This is a genomic window from Akkermansia sp. UBA7090, assembly GCF_002493465.1.
Taxonomy (GTDB): Bacteria; Verrucomicrobiota; Verrucomicrobiia; order Verrucomicrobiales; family Akkermansiaceae; genus Akkermansia; species Akkermansia muciniphila_A.
Map to the genome: position 1 here is coordinate 160,325 of NZ_DKYW01000025.1, position 24,341 is coordinate 184,665.

The following is a 24,341-nucleotide window of genomic DNA, read 5'->3' on the forward strand; positions in this document are numbered from 1 at the left end:
GAACCGAAAATGTGAGAAAGCGCGGTATCCTGTGTTGAATGTCAACATGGACGCGGCTTGTCCGGTCTGAGTAGATTTTTTGTGGAAAAGGGGGGGAAAGAAACGGCTGTATGAAAGTATTTTACCCGGTTGAACGTATATGGAACATACCGCTTTTCTATACCATGAACCTCAGAATTCATTCTTTCAACGTATCGTGTGCCGGCTTTTGCTGCGTGCTGGGAGCTTTTTTAGCGGCGGACGCCCGCGAGGTTTATCCCCTGAACGGTTCCTGGGATTTCAGTTTTAACGGAGAACCGGCTGGAAAAGTGACGGTGCCCCATACCTGGAACGCGGAGGATGCCGCCAACGGTGCCCAGGGGAAGCGGGAAGACGCCAAATCCGTCAACAGCAACGCCTACCGCCGCGGCCCGGCCGTTTATTCGCGCACGCTTCCGGTGGAGCCCAAGCCGGGCAAGAGGTATTTCATCCGCGGCGGGGGAGCCAGCATTGTTTCCGAGGTTTCCGTCAATGGGAAGCCTGCCGGCAGCCATGAGGGGGCGTTTACGGCTTTCTGTTATGAAATCACGCCCCTTTTGAAAAAAGGCTCCAATACGATTTCCGTTCTGGTGGACAACACGCAGCGGAATCATATCGCCCCCCAGCGTGGGGATTTTTCCATGTTCGGCGGCCTGTACCGGCCCATTGAACTGATTGAGACGGACGGCATCTGCATTGACCCTCTTTTTTACGCTTCTCCCGGTATTTTCGTCACGACGAAGTCTCTAAGCGAATCCAAGGCCGTGGTGGAAGTAAAGACTCTTCTCAATTCGGACGGAAAGGCCGGGGAGGTGGAGGTAGCGGTGGAAATTCTGGACATGAAGGGCAGGAAGGCAGCCGGGAAGACAGTAAAGGCCGCCGCCGGGGAAAAGAATGGACTGGAGGTCCCCGTAACGCTGGAAATCGCCAATCCCGTACTCTGGAACGGAGTGAAGAATCCTTACCTGTACCAGGTGAAAACTTCCATCAGGACGGCGGACGGCCAGACGGATGAGCTGGTGCAGCCGCTGGGGCTGAGGACGGTTTCCGTCAATCCCAAGGAAGGTTTTGTCCTGAACGGAAAGGCCATGCAGATCAAAGGGGTCAGCCGCCATCAGGATATGAAGGGGAAGGGGTGGGCTCTTTCCCCGGAAGATGAGGCGCGGGATATCAGGCTGATTGCGGATATGGGGGCGGACGGGGTTAGAACGGGCCACTATCCCGCATCCGCCAATATTTACGACCTGTGCGACAAGACGGGGCTGGTTGTCTGGTCCGAGGTTCCCAACGTCAACCTGGTGTGGGATACGCCGGAGTTCCGGGAGAATAACCGCCTCCAGGCCCGGGAGATGATTTTCCAGCATTGGAATCATCCCTCCATTTGCATGTGGGGCATTTTCAATGAGATCGGCCACCAGCCCGAGGCTGCCACCAAGGGTGTGGACATGGAAGCTGAGTTGACGGCGTTGAACAGGTTCGTGAAGGAGACGGATCCTTCACGCATGACCGTGGGGGCCAGCAACCAGCCGGGCCGCAAAAAACTGAACCATATTCCCGACCACATTGCGTTCAATACGTATCCCGGCTGGTATGGAGGAGGCCCCGAAACCATGAAGGGCAATCTGAACGGCTACATCCGCGACTATGGCGGCAAGATGGGCATTGCCGTCAGTGAATACGGCCATGGAGCCAGCGTGGGCATGCATGAGAATCCGGCCCAAAGGCCGTCTCCTGCCGGGTTCTGGCATCCGGAGGAATGGCAGTCCCATGCTCATGAGGTCAATTACAGGTGCATCAGGGAAAGGCCGGAGGTGTGGGGAGCTTTTGTCTGGAACATGTTTGACTTCGGTTCCTCTTCCCGTTTTGAGGGGGAGAGCCCCGGCATGAACGACAAGGGACTGGTGACCTATGACCGCAAGACGCCCAAGGACGCCTATTTTTTCTACAGGGCCAACTGGAGCCCTCGTCCTACCGTGTACATCACATCCCGCAGGTTTGCGGAACGTACGGAAAAAACGGTGCCCGTGAAGGTTTACTGCAATGGTTCCGAGGTGAAGCTGAGCGTCAACGGGAAGACCGTCGGGAGCGTCAAACCGGATGATTTGAAGCGCGCCGTCTGGCCTGAAGTGACTCTCAAGCCCGGTCTCAACACGATTACGGCCACGGCCTCCATAGGAGGGAAAACGTACACGGATTCCTGCAAATGGACGTTGAAACTTGCCGGAGGTGACGGGAAGAAGGATTCAGAGCGTTATCAGGATCCGTCCCTGAAAAAGTATAAGTAAGCAATTTCATATTCATTCCGAGATGAAGACGGTGCGCTTGTTTCTGTTTTCCTTGATGGCTCTGGCTCCGGCTCTTCCCCTGCTGGGGGACGTTCCGGATTGGGAAAATGAAGAGGTGACGGGAATCAATAAGGAGGCTCCCCGAGCCTCCGTTTTCCCGGCATCAGATAAAACGTTGAGCTTGAATGGGGATTGGAAGTTCAAATTTTCCATGACTCCGGACGAGAGGCCTGCCGATTTCTTCAATCCTTCCTATTCCGTTTCCGGATGGGATACGGTCAAGGTTCCTTCCAACTGGCAGCTTTACGGTTATGGAACGGCCATTTACACGAATGTTCCCTATCCATTCAAGCCGAATCCTCCCAAGGTAATGGGGGAACCTCCCAGGAACTGGCCGGCGTACAGGGAGCGTAATTCCGTGGGTTCCTACCGCCGGGATTTCAATTTGCCCGCTTCCTGGCAGGGAGAGCAGGTGGTGGTCCGGTTCGACGGGGTGGAGTCCGCCTTTTATGTGTGGGTGAATGGCCGTAAGGTCGGCTATTCCGAAGATTCCTATACAGGGGCGGAGTTTGACCTTACTCCCTATGTTAAGCCTGGCAGGAACACGATTGCCGTGGAAGTATACCGCTGGAGCGACGGTTCTTATCTGGAGGACCAGGATTTCCTGCGCCTTTCCGGCATTTTCCGGGACGTGACCCTGTTTGCCCAGCCGCAGGCGCACGTGCGCGACCTGTTTCTGAAGGCCGGACTGGACAGGGAGGATTACACAACCGGGGCGCTGGACGGAACGTTCACCATCCGCAATTCCGGTAAAAAGGATATTCCCGCCGGCATGAAGCTGAATTATTCTATCGACGGGATTTCCACTAACTTGAACTGGGAGGGCCGGAACGGTTCCGGCCGCGTGCAGACGGACAACAGGGGAAGGCTGGATTCCGGAACGCTGGAGGTTCCCTCCATTCCCTCCGGAGGCGAGGTGCAGATTTCCCTGAACAGGAAATTTCCCGGCGTGAAGCCATGGACGGCGGAAACGCCCAACTTGTACAGGGTGACTTATTCTCTGAATGGAAAGGATACCCGTTCCGTCAATATCGGGTTCCGTTCCGTGGAGATTGCGGATAACGGAGCCGTGCTGATCAACGGCAGGGCCGTCAAGTTCAAGGGGGTCAACCGCCATGAAGCCCATCCCGATTACGGCGCGCCATTCCGCGGGAAGTGATGGAAAAGGACGTGCAGATTATCAAGGCGCATAATATCAATACCGTCCGCTGCTCCCACTATCCCAATCATCCTTATTTTTATGAGCTGTGCGACCGCTACGGCCTGTACGTGATGGACGAAGCCAACTGCGAGGCCCACGGCATCCGCAATGGCAGCATGGATATTTCCCGGAAGCCTTCCTGGAAAAAAGCCCATGTGGAGCGCAATATGAGCATGGTGCACCGTTCCAAGAATCACCCATCCATTGTTTTCTGGTCCCTGGGCAATGAGTCCGGCAACGGCCCCAATTTTGAGGCGGCAGCGGCGGCTGTCAGGGCTTATGACGGTACGTGGCCCCTCCATTACTGCGAATTTCCGCACGGCCACAAGGCCGTGGATATGGATTCCGCCATGTATCCGCCCGTGGACCGGGTGGAAAACTGGGGGAAGCAGAAAACTTCCCGCCCCTTTTTCGTGTGCGAGTATGCCCACTCCATGGGGAATGCCCTGGGTAATTTCAAGGAGTACATGGATGCCTTCGAGTCTTCCCCGCGCATGGTGGGCGGGGCCATCTGGGATTTCGCGGACCAGTCCCTCCGCGCCAATCCTGCCGGAAACGGCATTTACAAACCCGCCCCTTTTAAGGGAGTGACGCAGGCTTACGGCGGCATGTTCGGAGACAGGCCCAACCAGGCCAATTTCTGCGACAACGGCATTCTTCTTGGCAACCGGAACACCACGGCCAAGACGAAGGAGGTGAAGAAAGTATACCAGTACATGGCTTTTGAGCGCAAGGACGGCTCCCTGTCCGTCCGCAACAAATATTTCCATAAGCCTTTGAAAGGTTATACGCTTTATCTGGTATCCCTAACTCCCGGCGGCGGCCATGCCGTGGAGCGCATGGTTCTTCCGGAGGTCCCCCCCGGCAAATCCGCAACGGTGAATCTGTCTTCAGCCGCCATGCGGACCGGTTCCCTGATGGTTCTGGCGGATGTCCGCTTCAAGCTCCCGGAAGACATGAAGGAACTTTCCGCCAGTCAGCTGGAACATGTGGTGAATGAGTGCGAAGCTTATGAGTGGTTTCCGGCGTCCGCGGAGAAGGCGGTTCCCGCGCCTCCCCCGGCGGGTTTGCCTGCCGTTTCCGTGCGTCAGGGGGATCCCGTGGTCGTGCAGGGGAAGGATTTTTCCGCATCCTTCAAAAACGGGATGCTTTCCTCCCTCCGGTATGGCGGCCGGGATTTGATGTTGCCCGGCTATCCGGTGGAGCTCCAGGCGTACCGCTCTCCGGTGGATAACGACGCCTGGATCAGGAGCAAGGTTGAAGGGAAAATGAAGATGCAGAATATGAAAGCGGAATATTCCGACGTTAACGCTGCCGTCATTTCCCCCGGCGTGGCCCGTATCACGGCGCAGTTCCGGACGAAAGGTTCCGAGCTTGCCTTTTCCGGGGAAGTCGCGTGGACGGTTTTCGGCAACGGCATTATCAATGCTTCCGTCCGAATGTATCCTTCCGCCAGGGGAGAAGAACTCCTCCGGCTGGGCGTCACTTTCGGGATGCCTGCCGCGTATGACCGGGTAGAGTACCTGGGGCTGGGACCGTGGGATAATTACCGGGACCGCCGTACGAGCTGCTGGAAGGACGTTTTCCGCACTTCCGTGGACGATATGTTTTTTGCTTATTCCCGGCCCCAGGATATGGGCAACCGCATGGAGACGGACTGGATAGCCTTGTCCAACCCCCGGGAGGCCCGGGCTCTGTGGGTAGGTTCAGCCTCTCCCGGGGCTCTGCTGGAGGTTTCCGTTCTGCGTTATACGCCGAAGGAGCTTAACGACGCCAGGAGCCTGGACAGGCTGTCGGAGAAAAATAAAGTGATTGTGAATCTGGATGCTTTCCAGATGGGGCTGGGCGGCTCTTCCTGCGGGCCGCGCCCGCTGGCCAGGTACCAGACATTGAGCAAGGCCACAGCTCTGGGGTTTGTGCTGGCGCCCTCGTCCGCCCTGCTGAATCTGGCGCGCACGGGACTGGCTGTTCCCCATTCCCCCGTCATTGAACGGGATGGAAACGGCATGGTCAGCCTGGTTTCCTCCACGCCTGAGGCGGAGATAACGTATTCCGTCAACAAGGGGCCGGAAAAAGCGTACCGGAATCCCTTCAAGCTTCCCGAAGGGGAAGTGAGGGCCTGGGTGAAGTCCGGCAAGGTTCCTTCCACGTCTCCCGGAGAGAGAAAATTCCCCCTCGTCAAGGGGCAGGGCGAATGGAAAATTTTAAGCGCTTCCTCGGAAGAGCCGGATACCGGTTTCGCCCACTTTGCCATTGACGGGAATCCGGATACCTGTTGGCACACGTCGTACACGAACGGCCTGCCGGGTTTTCCCCACTCCATTGCCGTGGATATGGGAACCAGAATGAAATTTACCGGGTTTATCTATACGCCCAGAATGGACAGGGACAAGGGCCTCATCAGCCAGTACGCGTTTTCCGTTTCCGATGACGGGCGGAACTGGAAGGAAGTGAAGAAAGGCCAGTTCACGTACCATTATATCAGGAAGGATCCCGCGGTTCAGCGCATCGACTTCGGCAGGCCTGTGGAGGCCCGCTACTTCAAGCTGGATGCCCGGTCTCCGGTGAAGGGCTGCGAGCAGAGCGCCACTGTTGCGGAACTGAATATCATCACCCAGTAACGGGGCGGCAGGCGTTTTGCGCTGCTCCCCGGATGGAGAAGTTTTCCAGCCGTGCTCCCTGTCCGGGATGCACGGCTTGTTGTTGCGGGCTTTTCACGGGCGGAAATATTTTTTAACTGAAAGAAAAAGCAGGACGGAATGGTAACATACGCATGCGCAAGATGATGGCCTGCATGCTGGGCGCTGCCCTGTGTTTTTCCATGGCCGGAGCGGAAACAGGCGTTTCCTCTGCGGAAAAAGTTGCATTCCCCTGCGAGAGGATGATCTGGAACCGCGGCTGGGAGTTCCGGTTTGAGGACGAGCCCGGAAAGAGCGGCTGGCAGACGGTTCATCTGCCCCATACGTTCAGTCTGCCCTACTTTATGTCCGATTCCTTTTACACAGGGCGAGGCGCCTACCGCAAGAAGCTGGTCATGCCGGAGGAATGGCAGGGGAAGAAGGTGTTTCTGGATTGCGGCGCAGCTTTCCAGGTGGCGGAGGTGAAGGTGAACGGGAAGACTGCGGGAAGGCATGAAGGGGGATATACGGCCTTCCGGTCGGATTTGACGCCTTTCCTGAAACCCGGCGAGAACTGGGTGGAGGTACGGGTGGATAACCGCTGGAGCCCCCGCATGGCGCCGCGGGCGGGGGAGCATACTTTTTCCGGAGGCCTGTACCGGAACGTACATCTGCACGTGTGTTCTCCCGTGTATTTGCCTGCGCACGGAGTATGGGTTCAGACGCCGGAGGTGACGGCGGCCCGCGGGAAGGTCCGGATTCTGACGGAAGTGAAGAATGATACCGGGATTGTGAGGAAAGTGACGGTGCGGCATACTGTGCGGGAGGAGCAAAGCGGCCGCGTGGTGCTGCGGGGAGAGAAGGTCGCGGAGCTGGGCGCCGGAGAAGAGTCTCGCGTACAGGCTGACCTGCCTCCGCTGGCCTCTCCCGGGTTGTGGAGCCCCGCAGCCCCCAATATGTACCGCGTGGCGACGGAGTTGCTGGACGAGAAGGGGCAGGTGCTGGACCGGGTTGAAAATCCCCTGGGTTTCCGTACTCTGGAACTGACGGCGGACCGTGGCATGCTGATGAACGGGAAACCTGTTTATCTGCAGGGAGCCAATGTGCACCAGGACCACGCCGGATGGGGGGATGCCGTGACGGACGCCGGGGCCCGCCGTGATGTGCGGCTGATGAAGAACGCCGGGTTTAATTTCATACGCGGCTCCCATTACCCTCATTCCCAGGCGTTTCTGGATGCTTGCGACCGGGAGGGAATGTGCATGCTGAATGAAGGCGTTTTTTGGGGAATGGGCGGGTTCAAGGAGCATGACAGGTACTGGAATTGCGATGCCTATCCAACGGAAAAGAAGGACCGTATTGCGTTTGAGGAAAGCTGCATGCGCCAGGTGAGGGAGATGGTGCTGCAATTCCGCAACCATCCTTCCATCGTCATCTGGAGCATTAGCAATGAACCGTTTTTTACCAGGCATGGGCCGGAGGCCAGGGCCTTGTGCAACAGGCTTATTGCCTTGGTGAAGGAGCTGGACCCGACGCGCCCCGTGTGCGCCGGGGGAGGGCAGCGCGGAAATTTTGACAAGCTGGGGGACATGGCCGCCTTCAACGGGGACGGCTCCCATGTGAAGACGCCCGGCAGGCCCAGCATGGTGACGGAGTACGGTTCCGTGAGCTGCCGGAGGCCGGGGATGTATGCGCCGGGGTGGGGGGATATGAAGAAGGATAAAGAGGCGGGGATTCGCTATCCCTGGCGCGTGGGAGAGGCGGTCTGGTGCGGCTTTGACCACGGCAGCATCTGGCCTTCCGGCGGGCGCATGGGCATTGTGGATTACTTCCGCATTCCCAAGCGGGCCTGGTACTGGTACAGGAATGAATTCAGGAATATTCCTCCTCCGGAGTGGCCCGTGGAGGGGGCTCCGGCACAGGTGAAGCTGTCCGCGGACAAGAAGGTTATCAGCCCGGCGGACGGCACGGACGACGTGCATGTGACCGTGAAAGTGGCGGACGCCGCCGGAAAGCGGATAGCCAATGCCGTTCCGGTGACGCTTACGGTGGAATCGGGGCCTGGGGAGTTCCCCACCGGCAAGAGCATCACGTTCACGCCCGGAACGGATATTGATTTGATTGACGGCTGTGCGGCGATTGAGTTCCGGTCTTATTATGCCGGGAAGACGGTGATCAGGGCGTCTTCTCCCGGATTGAAGGGGGATAACCTCCAAATCGTTTGCCGGAATGCTCCGGCTTACGCAGCGGGCAGGAGCGCGGAAACGCAGGAAAGAACCTACAAGCGTTTTACTGCCAAGGAGAGGGGTGTCCAGCTGGCGCGGTACGGACGGTCCGAACCCGGAGAGAAGGCCAATTTGGCCGTATTGAGGCCCTGTTCCGCTTCCTCCGGGCTTCAGGAGGCGATGAAGGCTTCCGACGGCGACGATGTTTCCGCATGGCATCCGTCCGAGGAAGACAAAGCGCCGTGGTGGCAGCTGGACATGGAGTTTGAATTCCGCCTGGACCGGGTGGAGGTGAAGGCCGCCGGAAGCTGGAAGGGGCCGGCCCCCGCGGTTCAGGTCAGCAGGGACGGAAATAGCTGGAAGGACATTAACGCCGTTTTGCGCAAGGATGGGACGGAGCTGACCGCAATGTGTCCGGAAGGGACCGGCGCCAGGTACGTACGCATCCGTCTGTCTCCGGGGCAGGGCATTGCGGAAGTGGCCGTATGGCCGGCGGATGCGTCATGAAGGCTTCTGCTTTTCCGGAACGGGAGGCTTTTTCCAGTTCCTGCGCGTACCGGAGTTTCCGGCGTCCTCTTCCGCCCGCTGGCGGCGCAGTTTGTCCCAATAGGCCAGGCGTTTGTTGATTTCCCGTTCAAAACCCCGTTCCGGCGGCCTGTAGAACTGGCGGCGGGGCATGTTGTCCGGAAAGTAGTTTTGCCCGGAGAATGCGTCCGGCGCGTCATGATCGTAGGCGTAATTTTTTCCATAGCCCAGTTCTTTCATTAATCTGGTGGGCGCGTTGAGGATGTGTGCCGGGGGCATCAGGGAGCCGTGTTCCCGTGCCGTTTTCCGGGCTGCGCTCCACGCGGTGTAGGCGCTGTTGGATTTGGGGGCGCAGCCCAGGTAGATGACCAGTTCCGCAATCGCCAGCTCTCCTTCCGGGGAGCCCAGGCGTTCATAGGTGTCCCACGCGGCAATGGCCATTTGAAGTGCGGCAGGGTCCGCCAGGCTGATATCCTCCATGGCGAAACGGGTCAGGCGGCGCAGGAGGTAGAGAGGGTCCTCGCCGCCCTCGAGCATGCGCGCGGCCCAGTACAGGGCCGCGTCCGTATCCGATCCCCGCAGGGATTTATGCAGGGCGCTGATGAGGTTGTAATGGCCTTCCCGGTCCTTGTCGTAAACCGGGGCGCGCTGCTGGACAATTTTCAGCAGCGCGTCCGAGCCCAGCATTTCATCGGGCTTGCAGAGGTCGAAGACGCTTTCCATCAGGTTAATGAGGTAGCGTCCGTCTCCGTCTGCCAGTTCTGTCAGGGTGGCGCGCGCCTCCGGCGCGAGCGGAAGTTTGCGCTGAAGAAGGGCTTCCGCCCGTTCAATGATGCTTTCCAGAGCCGGGGCGTCCAGGGAGTGCATGACGAAGACCTTGCAGCGCGAGAGAAGGGCGCTGTTCAGTTCAAAGGAAGGGTTTTCTGTAGTGGCCCCCACCAGCGTAACGGTTCCGTTTTCCACATATGGCAGAAAGCCGTCCTGCTGGGCGCGGTTGAACCGATGGATTTCATCCACGAACAGGAGGGTTCCCTGACCGTATTCCCTGCGCCTGGCCGCTTCGTCAAAGGCTTTTCTCAAATCCGCCATGCCGGAGAAGACGGCGGAGAGAGCTGTGAAATGCATGGACGTGCGCGTCGCCAGAATGCGCGCCAGCGTGGTTTTTCCGCAGCCGGGAGGCCCCCACAAAATAAAGCTGGTCATTTTGCCGGAGTCCGCCATGAGCCGGAGAGGTCCTCCTTCCCCCAGCAGGTGGTCCTGGCCCATGATTTCTTCCAGTGCTGTCGGCCTCAGGCGATCCGCCAGAGGGCGGTCTGCAAAGGCGGCGAACAGGCCCGGCGCATCGTCTTTTTTCATGATGCCCATCATACGCCGCCGGTAAAAGGAAGGCAAGGGGAGCATGAAGGCATTTCAGGCGTTCCGGGCAAAACGGCACGTCATGGAGAGGATGCTGCCCCCGGCTTTGAGGGGCGGAAGAGAATTAGGGAGGAAAAAGAAAGATGCCTGAGAAAAACAGTGTATAGGGAACATGATCTTCCGGCATGTTTTCCATGTGTTTTCTGTTCTGTTTTCCGGCGTATGCGGCATGTCCGAGAATGCTCAGAATCAGAGCATACTCCGGCCCGTGTCCGTGAAGGTGGAGGCCAGGGAGGCGGCAAAGCCCGTGAAGCTGGATGAAGGAATGCGCATCCTATGCAGAGAGAAGGGCGGGGAGTTCCGGCGTCGGGCGCGTTTGTTGTAGCAGTTTTTGTCACGCGGAACCGGATTGGCTCTGGAAGGGGGCGGAGGCACGGTGATCCGCGCCATTCGCCGCCGGGGAGGAGACGCCCCGGCTGGGTTAACAGTAAGCCCGCTTGTTACTCGGCTGAGGATTCGTGAGAGTTTGTGTCAATGGCTTCCTGGAGGCGCTCCGTCCGCGCCAGCATGTTTTCCAGAATTTTCAAAATATAAGAACGTGTTGTAGCTGAGTGGTCCGCTCCGCGTACGAAGGAAAGCCCCCGGTACCGTCCTACCGTTTCCAGGCGAAGATTCATATCTTCTCCGGACAGGTCTTCACCGGCAGGAGGAGGGTAATTGGAAGCGGGGCCGCTCAGGGATTTCATTTGCATGGTATCCATATTAAGCAGGCAGCTTTGTATTCCGTTGGTGAAGATCAGGCTGCCCTGATGACGCTTGTTTTCCGGCCACAGCCTGTAAATGGTAACGGCGCTTCTTCCCCCGGGATTGATCAGAATGGCAGGGAAAACATATCTGCCGCCTCCCTTTTTCCGGACGGTCACGTCAAAGTCGCATTCTCCGGAAAATCTGGTCGTGACGCGGGAGGAGAGGCGTACGTCAAAAGGCGCTTCCGGCGGCAGGGGAATCATGGTGGCGGCAGACAGGGGCGATCCCGGAGGGAGTTCCGGAATCGGGAAGGGGAGTGTAATGATGTCAATGGCGCAGCTGATGATGCCGATGATTGCGAATAGCAGGATGCCTTTGTTCCGGAGCTGGGCTGAGAGCATTTTTCCATATTCCTCCGGATAATGCCTGCCTGCGGATGGCTCCTGCCGAAGGTAATAGCCGGTCAGGCGTGAAATGACAATCAGAGCTGCCGCCATGGCTGCCAGCCATGCCAGGGCAAAAGCCAGACTTTCCGCTAAGGGAATTGTGGTGAACAAGCCGAATGTCCCAATAATGAAAGCCGTCAGCAGGAGAAAGACGGCCAGGAAGGTGATGCAGCCTAAAGGGGCCGTGGAGACGGGAATCCAGAAACTGCCGCGTTTGCCGAGGGCTCTCAGAATCAGGATGGCAATGCAGAAAGCAAGGATAGCCAGCGTTGAATAAAAATGTTGAAACAGATAATCGAGCATGGCATGCGGGAAAAACTTGGATAGGCAAGCGGGAAGCGATTCCATGCCGGTTTCCTGAAAGATATCCGGAAACAAGCAGTTTTGCGCCGCGAAATGATAGAAGCCGAATGTTGAACTCCTTTATTATTTTAGCCTTTTTCTATCCTTGCCTGCAAGATTTTTCGTTTACCGGTTCCTTCCCATTTGTTTTTGATATATTTGAAAAACATTGTTTCATAAGAAGATATGAGGGAAATCGGTTCCATTTCCATTCAGTAAAAAAGATGCGGTTTTCTATAAGCGGAGGATTCTGAAAAGATAAAACGCACGTTATGGATAAGAGAGAAAGACGGAAGGAGCCGTCAGAGAAGAGGCTGGTTTTTCCTGTTGATGAACGAAACTGCTATACCGGCTTTCCTTTCTCATCCCTTTCAGGAGACCGGGAAAGGGGAAGGGCGCCGACCGGATGTTTACCTGAAAAAGCGTGGGGCGGGCCACTCCGGCCGGGGTGATGAGGCAAAACGCTTTCCCGAAGAAACAGCTACTGCTGTTCCGGTTTCGCCAGCACTTTCCTGAGTTTCGCGAAGCGGGGCAGGGAACATTCCTTCCGCATGGCCGTCTCTCCCTGGATCAGAGGCAGAACATAGTCAATGAAAGGCTGTTCCACGCCATTGCCGCGGGCGTTGATCCATTCGCGGGGGACAAGTTTTTCCACATTGGCCACTTCTCCCAGACCTATCAATTTAGTCTTGCAGGAATAAATGCCATTCTCCGTAACCCGTTCAAAAGCCACCATTTTATCCGTCTGGCCGGAAACGGCGGCTTCCACGGCGGCTGTTCCCGCCATATACGCTTCATCAATATCCGTCTTGGAGGCGACATGGGAAGCGCAGCGCTGGAGGAGTGAAAGTTCAATGCTTCTGACTTTGGCTCCGGTTTGCCGCTTGACGGATTCCGCAAGCATGGCTCCCAGGCCGCCCAGCTGCGTATGGCCGAAGACGTCCCTGTCTCCGGATTCCGCGACAAAGCGGCCGTCTGCATATTGCACGCCTTCCGAGACGGCGACCATGCAGCAGCCGTTCTGTCTGTAAATCCGGTCCACATCCTGCCAGAATTCCTCCATGCGGAAGGGAACTTCCGGCAGGTAAACCAAGTCCGGCCCAGCTCCCGCATACGTGGCCAGCGCTGCGGATCCGGCCAGCCAGCCGGCGTGGCGGCCCATGATTTCCACGATGGTGACGCGTCCCTTGTCGTACACGCGGAGATCCTGGTGAACTTCCATGCAGGAGGTCGCGATAAATTTGGCGGCAGAGCCGAAACCGGGGCAGTGGTCCGTGCCGTGAAGGTCATTGTCAATAGTCTTGGGGATTCCGATGACGCGGCATTCGTAACCGGACTGCTGCATGAATTTGGATATCTTGTTGCAGGTATCCATGGAATCGTTGCCCCCGTTGTAGAAAAAGTAGCGTACGTCGTATTTTCGGAAAATTTCCAGCAGACGGCGGTAATCCGTATCGTCCGCGGATGGGTCGGACATCTTGTAGCGGCAGGAACCCAGGGCCGAGGCCGGAGTATATTTGAGCAACTCCAGTTCTTCGGAATCCTCCCGGGCCATGTCGAACAGGCGTTCCTTGAGCACTCCCTCAATCCCGTTGGCGGCTCCCAGCACGCGCGTGATCTGTTCGCTTTGCAGGGCGGCTTGAATGGCTCCCAGCGCGCTGGCGTTAATGACGGCGGTGGGGCCTCCGGACTGGCCGATGATGCATGCTCCTTTCAATGGGTTCATGGGCAATAATGGATGAGAGAGTTCTGTTGAGTCCCCCCTTTCAACAGCGTTGGAGGCAGGGAATGAAATGATAGTCAACCCTATCCGCAGCCCGGAGGGATGTCAAACATTATCGGTTTTCCGGATGGGGCTGCCAGGGCTGGAGAAAGTGAGGAAGAAAAAAGAGCGGTGGCATCAGTTTTTTTGTCTCCATATCTTTTCCAATGCGGAGGCAAAGCGTTCTCCCAGAGCCAGAACTCCATGCGTGCCCAGATGGATGGTATCCGTGGGATAGGGGGTGCGGAAGTCCATGCTGCGCAGTTGGAGATCGTCTGCGGGAACATAAACCGCATTGTTGACGGAGAGAGAAGTACGGGATTCTTCCGCTACATCCTTTTGCCCCTGCCGCACTTCTTCCCTGCCTGGAAAACGGGCCGGAGCGGGCACGGGAAGAACGCTGCCGTAGATAAAGGCCAGATCGGGGGCCTCCAGGTCTGCTCTGATGCGTTTAATCAGGTTGTTCAGGTTGGCGCCGTAAGACAGAGAGTTTTTGATGCCGGCAATGTCCCTTGCGTCTCCTTCTCCCTGTTGCCACACCATGGCTTTCAGGACAGGAGTATATCCCTGTTTTTTCAGGGCTTCCATTCCGTTGCGGACGGTACGGATCAGTTTGACGTATTCTTCCCCTTGCTTATCCTGAGAAGTTTGTCCAGGGTTCCATTGCAGGAAAAGGTTGCTTCCGCTCCGGGCGTGCTTGATGAGGACCCATTTTTTTTGCGGGAATTTTTTCTGCAACGCTGTTCCCAGGCTTAATTCCACGCCAAAACGGTCGGGGGATTCGGAGGCCGGGCTCAAGGGAACAAGCTGTTCTGCCGGTTCTACCCCTTTGAGGGAACCGGAATAGTACAGAAGAATCCGTTTATCCGTCTTGAAGCAGGGAGGAATGTTGTTTACATACCCTTGCCCTGTGGCGTTTGACTGGCCGCCAATGAGGATAACGTTGATTTCATCCGCATGCAGGGAAGGCGCCAGAAAGACCGGCAGGGAACAAAGCAGCCATGAAAAGAGGAAAAAACGTGCAGAGCATGGCAGTATGGAAACAATCATGGCGGGGATATTCCTGATACGTTTCCGGAAAGAAGATTCTGTCTTCTAAAGGAATTTTTCTTTGCCTGTTGCCAATATATTTTTCTGTTGATGCTTTCCTTTCCGGAAAAAGGTATTATACGGATAAGGAGTGCCGGGAAACGGATTGACCGGGGTATATTTCCGGAATGACGGAAATGCTCTTGATATTTTTCCCGGCTGTCAGGGAGCGGAGCATCCGTATGAGTTTGTGAACCGTTTTTGTCTGGTTCTCTTCATAATAGGTGATAGTGGGCAGCAGGCGTTCCATGAAGGGTTCGTACGTCAGGCTTACCAGGCTGAGCTGGTCCGGAATGCTCAGGGAGCGGGCTTCCACCCAGGAAAGGATAGGAACGACCTGATTGCCCCGCGTGGCTACCAGAGCGGACATATCCGGATGTTCTTTAAACGCTTTGGCAAGGTATTCAAAGAAGAGCGGCGTTTCAAACGGGGAGGGAACCAGGACGGGATTCCATCCCTGTTCCGCAAAACTGAAAAAGCCTTTTTGCATGAGCTGGTGGCCCTTCAATGGATCAGGAGGCAGGCACAGGCCTACTGTTCTGTGTCCCTTGTTCCAGAGGTGCTGCGCCGCATGATGCGTGGTGGCCGCCCAGTGGCGGTCCAGATAGGGCAGGTTGCTGCTCTGGTAGGAAGTGCCGCGCACAATGCAGGGAATGCGGTGCTTTTTGAACCAGAGCTGGGTTTGTTCCGAGGAACGGTGAAGTATCCAGCAGACGCATTCGGATTTGGTAACAAGCTTGGCAAGCCTCTTGTCCGGATTATTGCCTAAAATCCAGGGAGCTTCAAAAATGCGGACGCTGATGCCGTCTTCCTCCAGAATTTTGGAGATGGTGTATATCTCCGCCAATACGCTTTGAGCCAGCCTTTTCAGGGGCAGTGGCGTCAGAAAACCGAGAATTTCTCTTTTTTCCTGAATCGAATGGCAAAAGATGTTTTTAACCGTTTCTTCTTCCGTAGTTTTCAGGATGCGCCGCGGAACCTTGATGCGTGCGGGGGCAATCCATGCATCCCTTTCCAGAAGAGTGAGGGCCTTTCTGACAGTCTCCCTGCCTACGGATAACCTGTGTCCGAGTTCCCTTTCTCCGGGCAGGATATTGATCAGGCTGCCGCTGAGAATCATCTGTTTGATTTTATTGGCTACTGTTTCAACCAATGAAGATGCCGGCAACGAAGTCATACTCTTCTATATACGTATTGCATTGCGTGAATTCGAGCCAATTGTAGGGATTGCCTGCCCCTCTAAATCCGAAACGAGTGCAGTGTTGTTGTAAATTGTTGATTATATGATAATTATTTAACAATTTAGTCTCCTGGTCTTTTTTGATGAAGTGAAACAGGCGGATAATGTATATATGATATTTTATTATCAATGCATTACATGTATGCGCAATACAGTCGCTATTGGTTTGTGATTATTAGATAATATATTTAATATAAATACTTTATTGATTGTTTTGTTGGATGGTCCATTTCTCATCATCCTTTTTTCATATTCCCCGGCAGGAAATGTGCACGTATCGGCATGGATGATTTTTCTCCCGTTTCCGGCACTAAATCTGCTTGATGAAAGTGAATACCATACCGGGCGCATCCTATGCGCTGACTTGCACGGCTGCGTGTACTGTCCATGCGCTTCTTAGCGACGCTGCCTCCCTGATTGTTCTGGAAACGGAAAATTCCGGACAATATATATTCATAGCTCCCACTGATACAATAGAGGTATCAGACGAACACGCTCTGGTGACACAGACTTTTTAAAAGCGGCCGTTCCGGGATCGTCTGGCTGTGGCGGCATAAGGCCGGGTGTAGATGGCGATCCGGAAAAGCCGACGGTGGCAAAAGCGGCATGAACCATTTCTTTTTCCTGATCATCCGCCATGAAGCGCAGTATCCATGATGCAATCCAGCCAAATACTGTTCGTCAACGGTTTTTCGACAATCGGCAGAGGAGCGGGAACGGAATTTTTCCACCAGATCATTGTCTGGCGTAAACCGGGCGCGGGCCCATCTCCTTCCGTCCTGGTATTACCGCGGGAAGTCTCTATGAGAAATGAAGCGTTACCGGCTGATCATAGAAAACCCTGGGAGCGTTCAGCTACCAGGGTTTATTAATTGGTACCGCCGGTGGGACTCGAACCCACACTCTTTTGGAACTCGATTTTGAGTCGAGCGCGTCTACCATTCCGCCACGACGGCACATGAGGCAAAAGAATTAAGAGGCAAGAGGGCCGGAGAGTCAAGAATTTCCTGTGGAATATAGTGAGCCGCGGAAAAAACGGAGGGAATTTCCCGCGGATTCTCTCCTTCATGTTTCCGATTGGAAATAAGTGTTTGAGATAAGCAGCGCACGGCAGCGTTAACGTTCTGGTTGATCACGTGTTTCCTCTGTTCCTGTCGGTAAAAGGCTCCGGTGTTCCAGGCTTTGGAGATGGTCCGGTTCAGACTGGCGTTGACGATTAAGGTATGGCGTCCTGGACGGATGCCGGATTCTTCATGTAGTTCCTGCCTGCGCCACGAGTTTCCCGAAAGCGTTTTTCATGGATGATGAAAGCGATGCCAACATGGCACAGGGTGATGATACGCTTCATGTCCGGCATTTTCTTTTCCTGACCAATGGGAGCATCGTTCTTCGGGTGGTTCAGCCTTTTTTCACAGTCAGGGGCAGCCCAGCGACCATGAAGTAAACTTCATCCGCGCTTCTGGCAAGGAGTTGGTTGGCAATGCCGAGCCCGTCGCAGTAATGGCGCGTTTCCGCATCTGACTGGCTGATGCCCATGCCGGTTTCAGAAGAAACAAGCACCCATGGCACGGGGGATTGGCGGATGAGTTTTTTCAGAGCTTCTATTTCCTCAATCAGCGCTTCCTGGAATGGTTCGTAGTCCGTGGGGTCCTTCTGTGCGTACAGGGTATTGGAGGCAAGCAGGGTGACGCATTCCAGAATGACGCCGTTCACCTGGTCCAGCAAGCCGGATTCCCTGACGGCGGAAGCTACATGACGGGGACATTCCAGCGTGAGCCAGCTTTCAGGACGGCGTTCCCGGTGCTTGCGCACGCGGTATTCCATGGAGCCGGCCCCGGGCCACACTTCCGCCGTGGCGACGTACAGGATTTTTCCCCCGAATCCGGCGGCTATTTGTTCAGCGTATTGGCTTTTGCCGCTTCTGATGCCGCCCAGGACGAGCGTCATGCGTGCGGTATTGGCGTCAGTGTTTGGTGATGTAGCGTTCATGGGATTCCAGCATGGCCTGGTGGGAGTTCAGAAAGTCGTCCAGGCTGAAGACTTCCAGGGTAATGGGGGGGGAGAATCGGATATCCCACATGGGGTGCAGGATGGCGTCCAGCGTGGCGGGGGGCATGTGGTGCAGGGATTTGTGGTCCCGTTTTTCCAGCCCGTGCAGGTGGCACATGCGTATGTCCGGCAGCCAGAGCGGCAGCAGTTTTTCCGGCCGCAGGCCTTCCTTCCAGACATGGCCTATGTCAAAGCAGCGGGAATGGGGAGTGGCGGAGACCAGTTTGTCCAGGTAGTCGGTCGGGTGGCGTTCCAGATTTTCCAGGGCCAGGCATTCCGGAGCGGGCAAATGGGGCGTTATTTGCTCCAGGCTGCGGAGGATGCGTTCCGTTTCACGCTCCGTAAGGTGGGGGCGCATGTCCGGGCCGGGAATATGATCCGTAACCACGTGCATGACCCACGTGTGGGGTTCCAGTTCCCGTGTCAGGTCAATGGCGCGGATGATGTTTTCCGTATAGCGGCGGCTTGATTCTTCCGTGGCGAAACCGCCGTCCGTGGGCAGGTGGACGTTCCATTTGACCCCGGCATCCGCGGCGATGCCGGCCAGTTCCCGTATTTCCGCAGGAGTAATGAGTTCTTTGCCGCAGTCTCCGGCTTCCAGCAGGAGCAGGGCGACATCATCCGCGTAATGGACGCATTCCCTGATGGCGGGCACGTAGTAGTCCGGGATGATGAAGGAGGTGCAGCCGATGTTGAGGCCCGGAACGCGGCATTTGTGCGGAGTTTTCATAAGGTGCAGAAGGTGAGCAGGACGATCCATTCCGTGCATTCCACGGTACAGCCGAACACATCCCCGGTGACGCCGCCCAGGCGGCGGCGGGCATACAGGAGCAACGCCGTGGAACCGACCAGGGCGGCGAGCAGGGCGTACAGTCCGTGCCATCCTGCCAGCGCACAGGCAGCCAGAGTGACGGCGGCGGCTATCAGGGCGTGAACGGGGCGCGTCCCCTGCTTGAAAGCTTCCCCCATGCCGCCGGGGCGCGCGCCCGGAAAGCGCATGGCGATGAAGATCTGGCTGCGGGCCAGCAATCCTGCAAGAGCGCATGCCGTGAGCAGAAGTTCCCAGGAACCGCAGGCCGCCAGAGCCGCCAGAGCGGCTCCCTTGAATGCCAGGTTGAAGAACAGAGCCGTGCCGCCGAAGGTTCCCAGGCGGGAGTCTTTCATGATTTCCAGCCGGCGTTCCCTCGGCACTTCCACGGGCAGTCCGTCCCCGCAGTCCGCCACTCCGTCCAGATGCAGTCCGCCCGTGACGGCTACCCAGCAGGCGCAGCCGATGACGCCGCAGACCAGGGGGGGGAAGAGCAGGGTGGCCGCCCAGGTCAGGACGCCCGCCAGCCCTCCCACGACGAGTCCGACCAGCGGGAGCCATGCGGAGATGCCGTTCAGGTCGTTTTGCAGCGGCCACGGTCCTACCGGAAGCCGGGTCAGAAAGCCGAAGGCAGAGCGGATGGTGGTGATGACAGCCATAGATACGGGAAAGCTGGGGTCAGCGCGGAACGGTAATGTCCAGCTCCGGCAGGGTTTTCATTTCAGACAGCACGCGCGTGGCGGCGTCCAGCAGAGGAAAGAACAGGGCAGCCCCCGTGCCTTCCCCCAGGCAGAGGCCCAGGTCCATGTACATGGTGACGCCGATGTGGTCCATAATGAGCTGATGCCCAGGTTCCGCGGAGTTGTGGGAGCCGATGAAGTATTGCGCCGCTTCCGGGCGGATGCCCTGGGCGATGGCCGCCGCCGCCCCGGCAATGAATCCGTCAATGACGATGGGGACGCGCAGGGAGGCCGCGCCCAGCATCAGTCCGGCCATGGCTCCTATTTCCGGTCCTCCCACTTTCGCCAGCACATCGATGGCGTCGGAGGGGTCAGGTTTGTTCAAGGCGATACCCTGTTCAATGAGCTCTATTTTTTTGCGGATGACTTCCCCCTTGACGCCGGAACCGCGTCCCGTCACGGTTTCCACCGGGGTTCCCGTGAGCACGGCCACGATAGCGGAGGAGGGCGTCGTATTGCCGATGCCCATTTCTCCGGCGGCCACGATGTCCAGCCCTTTGCTTTTTTCTTCACGGGCCATGTCAATGCCCACTTGCAGGCATTCCATCGCCTGTTCCCTTGTCATGGCCGGGCCCCTGCTGAAGTCGTTGGCGCCGTGCATGACTTTTCTTTTCACCAGCCCCGGCAGATCGCCGAAGTCGTAATTCACGCCCACGTCCACCACGGAGAGCCGGGCTCCCGCGTTGCGCGTGAAGGCGTTGATGGTGCCCCCGCCCTGAAGGAAGTTGCGGGTCTGGATGTAAGTGACGTCTGTGGACGTCAGGCTGAGGCCGTGGTCGGCTATGTGGTGGTCCGCGGCGAAGAGGACCACAGCCTTGTCTTTCAGGCGCGGCGCGGGGTTGCCGGTCATGGCGGCAATCCGGATGGCTACGGGTTCCAGCTTCCCCAGGGCGAGGGGGGGCTTGGCCAGTATTTTCTGATGGTCCAGGGCGGCTTTTGCAGCCTGTTCGTCCAGCGGGGGAATATGCAGTTTGTTCATAATGGTCAGAAGTAGGGAATAAAGAAGAGGATGAGGGTGAAGAGCACCGTGCCCGCGGCGGCGGTCATCCACATGAGGCGTATGGCCAGGGCCAGGTCGCTGACGGTAGCTTCCGTGCGCCCGGTTCCTATCCACGGATAGTCCGCGGGAATTCCCTTGTAGGAGACCGGGCCGCCGATGCGGAGGCCCAGCGCGCCCGCGAAAGCCGCCTCGCTCCAGGCGGAATTGGGGCTGGCATGGGCGCGGCGGAAGGCCCAGCCCGTGGTGAGCGCCCTCCGGGCGGAAGTTTTCTTCACGAAGAGGGCCGCCAGGGAAATGCACGGCAGGATGAGGCGGGCGGGTAGGAAATTGAGAGCATCGTCCGTGCGTGCGGCAAAGGTGCCGAAGTGTCTGTACCGGTCGTTCTTTTTTCCCCACATGGCGTCCAGAATATTGAAAACGCGGTGCGTCAGCGCGGCAAAGGCCGCGCCGAAGAAGCCCCCGGCCAGGCTGCCTGCGGCGGCCCAGAACAAGGTGGAAAAGACGCCGTCCGTCAGATTTTCCGCCACGCTTTCAATGGCAGCTCTGGCCATGCCGTGACGGTCCAGCCGTTCCGTATCCCGCCCCACGATCATGGAGACGGAGCGTCGGGCTTCTCCATCATTCCCGCTGCGCAGGGCGTTTTCCACGTTCCGGGCATGCTCGGCCAGGCTGCGCGGGGCCATGCAGATGTAAATGACCAGAACGGACGGAATCCAGAATGCACGGAGGGAGGATAATAAGGAAAAGGGGAGGAAGAGCGCCGCGCATCCGAACCATGCAGGGATACAGGTTGCCAGCGCCGCCGCCATTCCCGCATGAAAAGTTCCTCCCCACCTCTGCCTCGCCAGTGTTTCCATGCGGCGCGCGCACCGGCCGATCAGACAGACGGGATGGCGCCTGTTGGGCGGTTCTCCCGCCAGAATATCCAGCAGGAAGGCCGCAGGCAGGATGAACGGGCACGGGAACATGGGTCAGCGTTTCAGTTGGAGAGCTCGGTAAATGGTTTTCAGATCCAGATGTTTCCGGACTACCTCCGCCAGACGGTCCAGCGCTCCGTCCAGGTCATAAGCGGTGTGCAGGGCTGGGTTGGCCTTCAGCCCCGAATCTTTCCTGACCATGTTGATGAACGCGCGGCGGAATTGGTCTCCGTCCAGCATGCCGTGCAGGTACGTGGCCCAGATGCGGCCTTTGCCGTAGCCGCAGGGGGAACCGTCTTCCCGGAACATGATGGGGGCGCAGCTTCCTTGATGACGGGTAACACCGTGGTGGATTTCATAGCCTGCGGCGGGAGTAGGTAGCGGCGTGCTTGCCCGGCGCACGTTGAGCAGGGTTTTGGCGGCGGCGAAGGTGGTGGAAAGTTCCAGCAGCCCCAGCCCCGGCGTGCGCTCCTCCGGGGATTCCATGTGCAGCGGGTCCAGAATGTCCGTTCCCAGCATTTGCAGCCCCCCGCAGACGCCCAGAATCCATTTTCCTTTTCCGGCATGACGGCGGATGAGGTCTTCCAGCCCGGCGGAACGGAGGGAGGCCAGATCCGCCGCCACGCTTTTAGTGCCGGGCAGGATGACCAGGTCCGGATTTCCCCATTCTTCCCGTGTCCGCACCTGGCGGAGCCGGACGTCCGGTTCCGCCGCCAGCGGGGCGAAGTCCGTAAAGTTGGAGACGTGGGCGGGCATGACCACGGCCACATCCAGGCAATCCGCATGTTTCCCGTGCTCCCCGTGGCCAGGGGGCAGCGTGGCGCGGTCTTCTTCCGGAATGTTGATGTCCCGCATCATCGGGATGACGCCCAGCACGGGCTTGCCCGTATGGTTCCGCATGTAGCTGTGCGCAGGGGCCAGCAGATCCGGGTCTCCTCGGAATTTGTTGACCACGAACCCCGCCAGCAGTTCTTTTTCCCACGGGGCGAATGTCATCCACGTTCCCAGAAAGGAGGCGTATACGCCGCCCCGGTCAATATCCCCGGCGAGCAGAACCCTGGCACGCGCGTAGTGGGCCATGTTCATGTTGACCACGTCTGCTGATTTCAGGTTGATCTCTCCTGGGCTTCCGGCCCCTTCCAGACAGAGGAGTTCATATTCATCCGCCAGGGAATCGTATGCCTTGCATACGTCCGGCCAGAAGCGCCTTTTGGCCGTGAAGTATTCCCGCGCGTCCATGCTGCCTACAGGCCGCCCCATCACGATCACCTGGGAGCCGGTATTGGAATGGGGCTTGAGAAGAATGGGGTTCATCCTGGCATCCGGATCAACGCGGCAGGCCTGGGCCTGCACTATCTGGGCGCGGCCCATTTCCTCTCCCAGCGCAGTTACGCCGGAGTTGAGGGCCATGTTCTGCGCCTTGAACGGGGCCACCCGGTAGCCGTCCTGAAGGAAAATGCGGCACAGGGCTGCCGTGAGCACGCTTTTTCCCGCATCGGAGCAGGTGCCCTGAATCATCAGGGCCGGTCTGGGCGATTTACGGATAATGGAAGGGCCGTTTCCCGCCAGTTCGGCGCGCAAGGCTTCTGCCAGCAGGGCGTGTTCCTCCGGCGTGCGGATGCCGGAGCGGAACCAGCCGCCCGTTTCCAGTCCCGGATAATTGGAACAGTCGCGCAGCGCGATGCCGTATTTTTTCAGGAGCCGGGCTGCCAGGCCATGAGGCGCCCCTGCCAGGCGGAAGAGCAGGAAGTTGGCCTCAGACGGGAGTACGGCGGCTCCCGGCAGGGAGGAGAGCCTGCGGAACAGGTCATCCCGGCGTTCCCGGTTCCGGGCGCGTTCCCTGTCCGCCCAGGAAGAGGGGTGTTCCAGAGCGGCCCTCACCGCCGCCGCCGCGAAGGCGTTCACGTTCCAGGCGGGCAGGGATTGCCGCAGCCGCTCTGCGAGCGGAGCTGCGCAGATGGAAAAACCGCACCGGACGCCGGCCATGCCGTAAAACTTGGTCAGGGAGCGCAGCACCACCAGGTTGGGCAGGAGGGATGCTTCCCGGAGCAGTGATTCCGTCCCTTCTGCGTAATCCATGAAAGATTCATCAATGATCCAGATGACTTCAGGGCGGCCCTGAACGGCCCTGCACAGGGCCGCTGCGTCCAGCAGGCCACCGGACGGATTGGCGGGATTCGCCAGAAAAACGGCGCTTCCGTTTGCTGCCTGTTCCGCCAGACGGCGAAGAGACGGGAGGAAGGAATTCCGTTCCTCCGTCCGGATGGAAAGAACATCCGTGCCGTGGCGCAGGCAGGCCAGCCTGTATTCGGAAAAAGCGGGTTCCGGAATGACGGCCTGTTTCAGGTTTAATGCGCGCGGAAGGGCGTGAATGAGTTCATTGGCCCCGTTCCCAAATGCAAAGCAGCCGGCTGGCATCCCATAATGAACCGCCGCCAGATCACGCAAATCCGCCATGTCCGGAGAAGGGTAGGGTACCGCGTTTTCCATGGCCTTCCACAGCGCTGAGGCGATGAACTCCGGCATTCCTTCCGGCCTCAGGTTGACGCTGAAGTCTAGAATATCCCGTTCCGGGCGGCAGGCTTCCGCCGCCAGGGATTTTAAGTCTCCGCCATGTGAAAAAACGTTCATGCTACAGTGATTGGAACCGGCGCGCCAAAGGTCTGCCCGTACCGGAGAAAGAAAGGAAACGCCTTGCAAATTCGGAATTCCTCAGAACCGGAGGCTTCGCCGGAAACGGGAAATCTTCCCAGTCCCGGAACAGTGGGAACAAGGCGCGTCATGAGCGCATCATGTCCTGTATGCGCCGGGAGTGACAAGACAAAAATGGAACGCCCTGTATGGAAAAGAGGGATGAAAAGAGAGGCGCTGAAACGAGGAAACGTTCTTAAGACGGCGGAATGTTCAAAGAAA

The 24,341-nt window shown here is 57.7% G+C and carries 16 protein-coding genes and 1 tRNA gene; 4 read left to right on the plus strand and 13 right to left on the minus strand.

Annotated features, from left to right (window positions below; translation table 11 throughout):
* Positions 1–164: 164 nt before the first annotated feature.
* The 4 genes from B3075_RS08955 (at position 165) to B3075_RS08970 (ending at position 8,914) form a co-directional block, all read left to right on the plus strand.
* Complete coding sequence (locus B3075_RS08955) at positions 165–2,303, plus strand: glycoside hydrolase family 2 protein (RefSeq protein ID WP_290487978.1); 2,139 nt, start codon at positions 165–167, stop codon at positions 2,301–2,303.
* 22 nt (positions 2,304–2,325) lie between these two features.
* Positions 2,326–3,522: a glycoside hydrolase family 2 protein gene (locus tag B3075_RS08960; protein ID WP_290487980.1), complete on the plus strand. Its 1,197-nt coding sequence runs from the start codon at positions 2,326–2,328 to the stop codon at positions 3,520–3,522.
* Between the two features lie 11 nt (positions 3,523–3,533).
* Positions 3,534–6,185: a glycoside hydrolase family 2 TIM barrel-domain containing protein gene (locus B3075_RS08965; protein WP_290487982.1), complete on the plus strand. Its 2,652-nt coding sequence runs from the start codon at positions 3,534–3,536 to the stop codon at positions 6,183–6,185.
* A gap of 152 nt (positions 6,186–6,337) precedes the next feature.
* Positions 6,338–8,914: a glycoside hydrolase family 2 protein gene (locus B3075_RS08970; protein WP_290487984.1), complete on the plus strand. Its 2,577-nt coding sequence runs from the start codon at positions 6,338–6,340 to the stop codon at positions 8,912–8,914.
* Here the strand turns inward: B3075_RS08970 and B3075_RS08975 are convergent.
* From B3075_RS08975 to B3075_RS09035, 13 genes are all read right to left on the minus strand, one after another.
* Entirely contained in the window at positions 8,909–10,288 is a 1,380-nt protein-coding gene (locus B3075_RS08975; RefSeq protein ID WP_290487986.1) for a replication-associated recombination protein A, read from the minus strand. The genes B3075_RS08970 and B3075_RS08975 overlap by 6 nt on opposite strands.
* 500 nt (positions 10,289–10,788) lie before the next feature.
* On the minus strand, positions 10,789–11,784 hold the full coding sequence (locus B3075_RS08980) for a hypothetical protein (protein WP_290487988.1): 996 nt from the start codon (positions 11,782–11,784) through the stop codon (positions 10,789–10,791).
* A 520-nt stretch (positions 11,785–12,304) separates the two neighbouring features.
* Positions 12,305–13,549: a 6-phosphofructokinase gene (locus B3075_RS08985; RefSeq protein WP_290487990.1), complete on the minus strand. Its 1,245-nt coding sequence runs from the start codon at positions 13,547–13,549 to the stop codon at positions 12,305–12,307.
* A gap of 174 nt (positions 13,550–13,723) precedes the next feature.
* Entirely contained in the window at positions 13,724–14,635 is a 912-nt protein-coding gene (locus tag B3075_RS08990; protein ID WP_290487992.1) for a sialate O-acetylesterase, read from the minus strand.
* Between the two features lie 115 nt (positions 14,636–14,750).
* Positions 14,751–15,851 (minus strand): substrate-binding domain-containing protein, encoded by a 1,101-nt coding sequence (locus B3075_RS08995; RefSeq protein ID WP_290487993.1) that lies wholly within the window; start codon positions 15,849–15,851, stop codon positions 14,751–14,753.
* A 936-nt stretch (positions 15,852–16,787) separates the two neighbouring features.
* Positions 16,788–16,870, minus strand: a tRNA-Leu gene (locus B3075_RS09000).
* 260 nt (positions 16,871–17,130) lie between these two features.
* Entirely contained in the window at positions 17,131–17,262 is a 132-nt protein-coding gene (locus B3075_RS09005; protein ID WP_290487994.1) for a hypothetical protein, read from the minus strand.
* A 50-nt stretch (positions 17,263–17,312) separates the two neighbouring features.
* Positions 17,313–17,903, minus strand: a complete 591-nt coding sequence (locus B3075_RS09010; RefSeq protein WP_290487996.1) for a bifunctional adenosylcobinamide kinase/adenosylcobinamide-phosphate guanylyltransferase — start codon at positions 17,901–17,903, stop codon at positions 17,313–17,315.
* Positions 17,878–18,693, minus strand: coding sequence for a cobamide remodeling phosphodiesterase CbiR (gene cbiR / locus B3075_RS09015; protein WP_179218391.1), 816 nt, complete (start codon positions 18,691–18,693; stop codon positions 17,878–17,880). Before cbiR ends, B3075_RS09010 begins: the two co-directional genes overlap by 26 nt.
* Positions 18,690–19,430, minus strand: a complete 741-nt coding sequence (gene cobS / locus B3075_RS09020; protein WP_290487999.1) for an adenosylcobinamide-GDP ribazoletransferase — start codon at positions 19,428–19,430, stop codon at positions 18,690–18,692. Before cobS ends, cbiR begins: the two co-directional genes overlap by 4 nt.
* A 19-nt stretch (positions 19,431–19,449) precedes the next feature.
* Positions 19,450–20,490, minus strand: coding sequence for a nicotinate-nucleotide--dimethylbenzimidazole phosphoribosyltransferase (gene cobT / locus B3075_RS09025; RefSeq protein ID WP_290488001.1), 1,041 nt, complete (start codon positions 20,488–20,490; stop codon positions 19,450–19,452).
* Between the two features lie 5 nt (positions 20,491–20,495).
* Positions 20,496–21,479 carry an adenosylcobinamide-phosphate synthase CbiB gene (gene cbiB, locus B3075_RS09030; RefSeq protein WP_290488003.1) on the minus strand — a complete coding sequence of 328 codons (984 nt, stop codon included), beginning with the start codon at positions 21,477–21,479 and terminating at the stop codon, positions 20,496–20,498.
* A 3-nt stretch (positions 21,480–21,482) separates the two neighbouring features.
* Positions 21,483–24,059 (minus strand): cobyric acid synthase, encoded by a 2,577-nt coding sequence (locus B3075_RS09035; RefSeq protein ID WP_290488005.1) that lies wholly within the window; start codon positions 24,057–24,059, stop codon positions 21,483–21,485.
* Positions 24,060–24,341: the final 282 nt, after the last annotated feature.